The 7,842-nt window shown below is 70.7% G+C and carries 5 protein-coding genes; 2 read left to right on the top strand and 3 right to left on the bottom strand.

All coding sequences use genetic code 11. The annotated features are described in order from the left end of the window. Together V7050_RS15730 and V7050_RS15735 are read right to left on the bottom strand one after the other, a co-directional pair. A partial coding sequence (locus tag V7050_RS15730; RefSeq protein WP_324410806.1) for a transglycosylase domain-containing protein occupies positions 1-907 on the bottom strand: 907 nt, incomplete at its 3' end. 88 nt (positions 908-995) lie between these two features. Next, positions 996-2,180: an N-acetylmuramoyl-L-alanine amidase gene (locus V7050_RS15735; RefSeq protein WP_324368263.1), complete on the bottom strand. Its 1,185-nt coding sequence runs from the start codon at positions 2,178-2,180 to the stop codon at positions 996-998. A gap of 450 nt (positions 2,181-2,630) precedes the next feature. Here V7050_RS15735 and V7050_RS15740 point away from each other — a divergent pair, with 450 nt between their 5' ends. Next, complete coding sequence (locus V7050_RS15740; RefSeq protein WP_324368265.1) at positions 2,631-5,360, top strand: Rne/Rng family ribonuclease; 2,730 nt, start codon at positions 2,631-2,633, stop codon at positions 5,358-5,360. A gap of 60 nt (positions 5,361-5,420) precedes the next feature. Continuing rightward, on the top strand, positions 5,421-6,743 hold the full coding sequence (locus V7050_RS15745) for a metal-dependent hydrolase family protein (protein ID WP_324368267.1): 1,323 nt from the start codon (positions 5,421-5,423) through the stop codon (positions 6,741-6,743). Positions 6,744-6,750: 7 nt separating this feature from the next. On the opposite strand, the gene V7050_RS15750 is transcribed toward V7050_RS15745, so the two are convergent. Next, positions 6,751-7,842: pyridoxal phosphate-dependent aminotransferase (locus V7050_RS15750; protein ID WP_442885703.1), on the bottom strand; the 1,092-nt coding region annotated here is incomplete at its 5' end.

The following is a 7,842-nucleotide window of genomic DNA, read 5'->3' on the forward strand; positions in this document are numbered from 1 at the left end:
CGACCGTGGCGCGGATGGTGAGCCCGCCGGTGAAGAGCTCCTCGTCGCCCAAGCGCGCCGACAGCTCGCGCCGGATCTCGTCGGGGAAATAGTCCCGCGGCGGCATGGCGACGCGGGCCGAGGGCAGATCCCCGCTCTGGACGGTGCGCAGATCCTCCTCGCGCGCCGCGGCCGCCTCCGCGGCGGTGACATAGCCGTTCTCCAGCATCTGCCCGATCACGTAGTCCCGCCGGGCGATGGCTCGGGGCTTCTCGCGCACCGGATGCAGCACGCTCGGGGCCTGGGGAAGCGCCGCGAGATAGGCGATCTCCGCCAGCGACAGCTCCTCGAGCGACTTGCCGAAATAGACCTGCGCGGCCGCGGTGACGCCGTAGGAATTCTGCCCGAGGAAGATCTCGTTGAGATAGAGCTCGAGGATCTCCTCCTTCGAGAGCGTCGATTCCAGCCGCGTGGCGAGGATGATCTCCTTGATCTTGCGCTCGCCCGAGCGGTCGCCGGTCAGCAGGAAGTTCTTCATCACCTGCTGGGTGATCGTCGAGGCGCCGCGCAGCCGGCCGCCATGGGCGGCGGCCTCGTAGATCGCCTTGGCGATGCCGACCGGGTCGAAGCCGCCGTGCTCGTAGAAGTTCTTGTCCTCGGCGGAGATGAAGGCCTGCTTGATGCGGTCGGGGATCTCGTCGATCGGCGTGAAGATCCGCCGCTCGCGGGCGAATTCGTCCATCAGCGCGCCCTCGCCGGAATAGATCCGGCTCAGCGTCGGCGGCTCGTAATTGGCCAGCTGCGCGTAGTCGGGCAGATCCTTGCCGTAGATCGTGAAGACGGCGACGAGCGCGAGCAGCCCCATGATCGAGCCGATCGCGATCCAGGAAAACAGGAACCCGAAAAACTTAAGGATGATTCTTGACACGATTCGACGCCCGATACTTGCATCGAGACCATATCCGAGGGCCGGCAAAACGTCAAAACGCCGCTGCGGCGATCCGCGCGCGCCGTCGTCACTGCGACGCGGCGCGCGGCCCGTCTGCGACCGCCCATGCGTCGATTGCGACAGCGACGGCCTCGGCGGCCCGGATCCGCCAGCCCGGCGAGGTCAGGTTCTGCCGATCACGCATGTTTGAGAGAAAGCCCAGCTCCAGCAGCACCGAGGGCATCTCGGGCGCCGCCAGCACCGCGAAGCGCCCCGACTGGCGCGGGAATGTCCCCGCCGTCCCGAGATCGCGCTCGATCGCATCGACCAGCGCCGCGGCGGCCTCCTCCGAGCGCCGCGCCGCATTCCGGCGCGCCATGTCGGAGAGCACGAGCAGGATCTCCTCAGCTGGCGGCGGTCCGGCATCGCCGGCGGCGAGCCCGGCCGCATTCTCGAAGGCCACGCGCCCGGCGGCCAGCGCGCTCGAACTGCGCTCCGAGCGCGTGAAGACGATGGCGCCTCCGACGGTCTCGTCGGCCTCCGCATTGGCGTGCAGCGACAGGAGGAGATCCGCCTCCGCCGCCCGCGCCCGGCGCACGCGCTCGTCGAGCGCCACGAACTCGTCCGCCTCCCGCGTCAGGAAGACCTCGTAGCGGCCCCGTGCGGCGAGCCGGTCGCGCAGGGCTTGCGCGAAATCCAGCATCACGTCCTTCTCCGCCACGCCGCCGGCCGTCGCCCCCGGATCGACGCCGCCATGGCCGGGGTCGATGGCGATGCTCACCCTCCCGGCCCCGCCGCCGGCCCGCGCCGCGCCGAAGGGCCAGACATCCGGCGGCGCGCCCGAGGCCGCGGCGAATTCCGCAGCCGACCCGCGGCGGAGCCGGATATCGATCTCCGCGCCCTCCGCGGTCCGCCGCAACTGCGCCGTCTCGAGCGCGAGCGGCTTCCCGAGATCGACGGCCAGCCGCACCCAGCCATCATGGCTCGCGCCGGCGCGAATCCCCCCGATCGCCCGCGGCCAGGCCCGGCCCAGTAGCGCGGGCTCCAGCCAGCCCTCGGCCGCCACCTCCACGATCAGCCGGCGCGGGTCGTCGAGCGTGAAGACCCGATAGGGAACCGCCTCCGCCAGATTCAACCGCAGGGTCAGCGTGCGTCCGAAGAAGCTGCTCTCGACCCGAAGCACCTCTCCCGGCGCCGCCTGCACCGCCGGGGCCAGGCCCGAAGCGATCAGGGCCGCGAGAAGAATGCTTCGCAGATTCCGCCGCCATTTCATCGCATTGCCTCGCCGGATCCGCCGCGTGGGAGAGAAGCACCTGTCGGCCCAAATGCAAAAAATCATTGTATTTGCCGGTCCGCCATGCATATGTCGGCAGGTCGTCCAAATGCCAAGCTGGCGTGACGACACTCGTATTCGTCGCATGCTCGAGGCATTGCAAGAGCGTTTCACACGTCTTGGATGATCCCGGCAGAAGGCGACCGGCGTTCGCGCCGATATTGCTGCATCCGGGCCGCAAGCCCGACATAACGTGGCGCGGGACGGGTTGCCGCCTGCGCCGGAGACAAACCGCGGTGAAACGCGCTGGAACCGGACCGACACGAGCGACAGCCCCCCTGAAGGGCCCTTGTCCGTCGGGCATGTCCAGCATCCCCGCTCCTTCCTTCACGACGACCGGATCGCCCGCGCTTCGCGGCGCGCGCCGCCCGGCCGTCCATGAAAGTTGCCATGACACGGAAAATGCTCATCGACGCCACCCATGCGGAAGAGACCCGCGTGGTGGTGGTGGACGGAAACAAGGTCGAAGAGTTCGACTTTGAATCCCTGAACAAACGGCAGCTCGCCGGAAACATCTATCTCGCGAAGGTCACCCGGGTCGAGCCTTCCCTTCAGGCGGCTTTCGTCGAATACGGCGGCAATCGCCACGGCTTCCTCGCCTTCTCGGAAATCCATCCCGATTACTACCAGATCCCCAAGGCCGACCGCGAGGCCCTGCTGGCCGAGGAGGCCGAATACGCCCGCCAGGCCGAGGAGGAGGCCGCCCCCGAGAAGCCCAAGAGCCGCGGCCGGTCGCGCAGTCGCAGCCGCAGCAAGGCCGCAGCCGAGGGCACGCCGGCCGCCGAGGAGGCGGTGATCACCGCCGAGGCACCGCCCCCGGCCGAGCCGGAGACCATCGGCGCGGATTTCGAGGACGTGCCCCCGCCCTCCGCCGCCAGCGGCGAGATCGACATCGAGGTCGTCGAGGAACCCGCCGAGGCGGCCGCCGCCGCGCCGGGACCCGAGGCGGACGCCGAGCCGGAGGCCGAAGCGGAAACCGAATACGAGGCCGTCGGCGGCGACGACCTCGCCGAGGAACGCGCCGCCCCGCGCAAGCCGCGCCAGCGCCGCTACAAGATCCAGGAGGTGATCAAGGTCCGGCAGATCCTGCTGGTGCAGGTCGTCAAGGAGGAGCGCGGCAACAAGGGCGCGGCGCTGACCACCTATCTCTCGCTCGCCGGCCGCTACTGCGTGCTGATGCCCAACACCGCCCGCGGCGGCGGCATCTCGCGCAAGATCACAAATGCCACGGATCGCAAGAAGCTCAAGGACATCTCCTCCTCCATCACTGTGCCCGAGGGCGCGGGCCTGATCATCCGCACCGCCGGCGCCAACCGCACCAAGACCGAGATCAAGCGCGACTACGAATACCTGCTGCGCCAGTGGGAGGTGATCCGCGACCTGACGCTGAAATCCATCGCGCCCTGCCTGATCTACGAGGAAGGCAGCCTGATCAAGCGCGCGATCCGTGACCTCTACAGCCGCGACATCGAGGAGGTCCTGGTCGACGGCGAGCGCGGCTACCGCGAGGCCAAGGACTACATGCGCATGCTCATGCCGAGCCATGCCAAGAACGTGAAGCACTACTCCGACCCGCTGCCGCTCTTCTCGCGCTTCCAGGTCGAGAGCTACCTCGCGGGCATGTTCAACCCGGTGGTCCAGCTGAAATCGGGCGGCTACATCGTCATCGACGTCACCGAGGCGCTGGTGGCGATCGACGTGAACTCGGGCCGCGCCACCCGCGAGGCCTCGATCGAGGAGACCGCGCTCAAGACCAACATGGAGGCCGCCGAGGAAGCGGCCCGCCAGATGCGCCTGCGCGACCTCGCCGGGCTCATCGTCATCGACTTCATCGACATGGACGAGCGGCGCAACAACGCCGCCGTCGAGAAGAAGCTCAAGGAGAAGCTGAAATCCGACCGCGCCCGCATCCAGGTCGGCCGCATCTCCGGATTCGGCCTGCTCGAGATGTCGCGCCAGCGCCTGCGCCCGGGCATGATCGAGGCCACCACCAAGGGCTGCCCGCATTGCCACGGCACGGGCCGGGTGCGCTCGGACGATTCCATCGCGCTCGCCCTCCTGCGCGAGCTCGAGGAAGAGGGCGTGCGCGCCCGCTCGCGGGAAGTGCTGATCGCCGCCCCGGTCGAGATCGCCAATTACCTCCTCAACCAGAAGCGCGAGCATATCGCGATGATCGAGGGCCGGTTCGGGCTCTCGGTGCGGGTCGAGGGCGATCCCGCGCTCATCAGCCCCGACTACCGGCTGGAGCGGTTCAAGACCGCCTCGCGCATCGTGCAGGTTCAGGAAGGGCTGGCGCCGAGCCCGGTGGCCTATCCCGAGGAAGACGAGATCGAGGAGGAAGCGGAGGAAGGCGACGAGGCGGAAGCCGCTACCGGCGCCGGAGCCGGCGCGGGCGAGAAATCCGCGGGCAAGCGCAAGCGCCGGCGCCGCCGCCGCGGCGGGGCGGGACGGTCCGGCGCCGAGACCCCGGAGGAGACCGCCGAGGAGCAGGCCGCCGCCCCGGAAGCCGACGCGGAGGCCGAGCCGGCCCCCGAAGCCGCGGCGCCTGCGGAACCGGCCGAGCCCGCGGAGGCGGTCGAGCCGGCCGCCAAGCCGAAGTCCCGCCGGCGCTCGCGCGGCAGCCGCAGCGAGCGACCCGCCGCCGAGACCTCAGCCGAGACCTCAGCCGACACCGCCGCGGAGACGCCCGCGGAGCCGGAGTCCACGTCCGAGGAGACCAGGCCTTCCCCGCTCGGCGAGGTGATCGAGACCGGCGAGCCCGAGAGCTCCGGCATCGTCGAGGTGCCCGAGAGCGACGCGCCGCAGCCGCGCCGGCGCGAACGGGTGCGGCGGCCGGTCGCGGCGGTCCTCGCCGATGTCGAGGCGCCGCTGACCCAGACCCCGGCGCCGGAAACGCCTGAAGATGCGGCCGCACCCGGCCCCGAGGACCTCCCCGAGCCCCATCCCGCCGAGGCCCCCACCGCAGCCGCCGAGGCGGCTTCCGGCGAGACCATGGTCGCGACGGAGACGAGGCCGGAAACCGCCCAGGGCACCGAGGCCGCGGCCGATCCGGACGCCGCTCCCGAGAAGGAGGGCCAGAAGCGCCGCGGCTGGTGGTCGCGCGCGATCGGCGGCTCCTGAACGCCCGCACGGGGCCGGCCGCGCGCCGGCCCCTCCGCATAGCCATCGTTGGAGGAATTCATGCTGCGCCCGATTGCGCTGGCCATGGCGCTGGCCTTGTCCGGAGGGACGGCGCAGGCCGACGTCGTCCTCTTCGAAAACGTCCGGGTCTTCGACGGCACCTCGGCCGAGCTCAGCCAACCGATGAACGTGCTCGTCCGCGACAACCTGATCGAGCGGATCAGTCCCGACGCCATCGAGGCGGAGCCCGGCGCCACGGTGATCGACGGCGCCGGCGACACGCTGATGCCCGGGCTGATCGACGCGCATTGGCACACGACGCTGGTGCGTCCGACGCCCGCCGAGCTGCTCTACGGCGACGTCGGCTTCCTCAACCTCGTCGCCGGCGACGAGGCCACCAATACCCTGATGCGCGGCTTCACCACCGTCCGCGACATGGGCGGGCCGGCCTTCGGGCTGAAGCAGGCCATCGACGCCGGCATCGTCGTCGGCCCGCGCATCTATCCCTCCGGGGCGATCATCACCGTGACCAGCGGCCACGGCGACTTCCGCCCGGTCTCCGAGCTGCCGCGCACCATCGGCGAGCCTTCGTCCCGGATCGAGCAGCTCGGCGGCGCCCTGGTCGCCGACAGCCCCGACGAGGTGCGGGTGCGGGCGCGCGAGCAGCTGATGCTGGGCGCCTCGCAGATCAAGCTGACGGCGGGCGGCGGCGTCGCCTCGCCGCACAGCCCGATCGACGTCTCGACCTTCACGCTCGAGGAGCTGCGCGCCGCGGTCGAGGCCGCCGGCAACTGGGGCACCTACGTGGCGGTGCACGCCTATACCCCGGAGGCGATCCAGCGGTCGATCGCCGCCGGCGTCAAGGTGATCGAGCACGGGCACCTGATGGACGACGCCACCGCCCAGCTCATGGCCGAGAAGGGCATCTGGCTCAGCACCCAGCCCTTCGTTGACGACGAGGACGCGGTCCAGTTCCCGCCGGGCTCGCCGCAGGCGGCGAAGAAGAAGGCGGTCAGCGCCGGTACCGACTCCGTCTATGCCCTGGCCAAGAAGTACGGACTCAAGACCGCCTTCGGCACCGACATCCTGTTCTCGCCGGCGCAAGCCACCCGCCAGGGCGCCTGGCTCGCCCGGATGCTGCGCTGGTACACCCCCGCCCAGGCGCTGGCGATGGCGACCTCGGTGAACGGCGAGCTGCTGCAGCTCACCGGCCTGCGCAATCCCTATCCGGGACGCCTCGGCGAGGTGGAGGAAGGCGCGCTCGCCGACCTGCTCCTGGTCGACGGCGACCCGATCGCCGACATCGACCTCCTCGCCGACCCGGCCAACCTCGCCGTCATCATGAAGGACGGCCGCATCTACAAGAACACCGTCGGCCAGTAGCCCGCCGTCACCGCCCCGCCCAGGCCTGCAGCCGCCGCAGCCCCTCGGCGATGTCCTCGGTCGACCCGGCGTAGGAGAAGCGCAGGGTCCCCGAGCCGCGCCGGGGATCGAAGTCGAGCCCCGGCGTCACCGCCACCCCCGCCTGCCTCAGGATCTGCGCGCAGAGCTCCCGGCTGTCCCCGGTCATGTCGCTGACATCCGCATAGACGTAGAAGGCCCCGTCCGGCGGCGCGATCCGGTCGAATCCCGCCTTCGGCAGCCCCTCGAGCATCAGCGCCCGGTTGGCGCGGTAGACCGCGAGGTTGCCCTCGAGCTCCTCCGTGGCGTCGAGTGCCGCCAGCGCCGCCACCTGGCTCGCATGCGGGGCGCAGATGAAGAGGTTCTGCACCAGTCGTTCCACCCGCCGCACATGCGCCTCGGGCACCACCATCCAGCCGACCCGCCAGCCGGTCATGGAGAAGTACTTGGAGAAGGAATTGATGACATAGACCTCGTCGGAGATCTCCAGCGCCGAGACCGCCCGCGCGCCATACTGGATCCCGTGGTAGATCTCGTCGGAGACGACGGCGACCCCGAGCTCCTGCGCCCGCCCGACCAGCGCCGCGAGATCGGGGCGCGCCAGCATCGTCCCGGTGGGATTGGCCGGCGAGGCCACCAGCACCCCGGCGAGATCGGCGCCGAGATCCCCCGGCTCCGGCTGGAACCGGGCTTCCGGCCCGGTCCCGATCCCGACCGGCACCAGGTCGAGCGCCCGGAGGATGTTGCGATAGCTCGGATAGCCCGGCTCGCCGATCGCCACGCGCTCGCCCCGGTCGAAGAGGCTGGCGAAGGCGAGGATGAACCCCGCCGAGGAGCCCGCCGTCACCACCACCCGCCCGGGGTCGAGATCGAGCCCGTACCAGTCCCGGTAGAGCCGCGCGATCCGCGCCCGGAGCGCGGGAAGGCCGAGCGACACGGTATAGCCGAGCGGGCCGGCCGCCATCGCCCGCGCCACCGCCTCCCGGGCTGCGGCGGGCGCCGGCGTGCCGGGCTGGCCGACCTCCATGTGGATGATCGAGCGCCCCCCCCCCCCCCCGGCCCCCGCCGCCTCCATGACGGC

It is taken from the genome of Amaricoccus sp. (assembly GCF_036846665.1).
In the GTDB taxonomy this organism is placed as follows: domain Bacteria; phylum Pseudomonadota; class Alphaproteobacteria; order Rhodobacterales; family Rhodobacteraceae; genus Amaricoccus.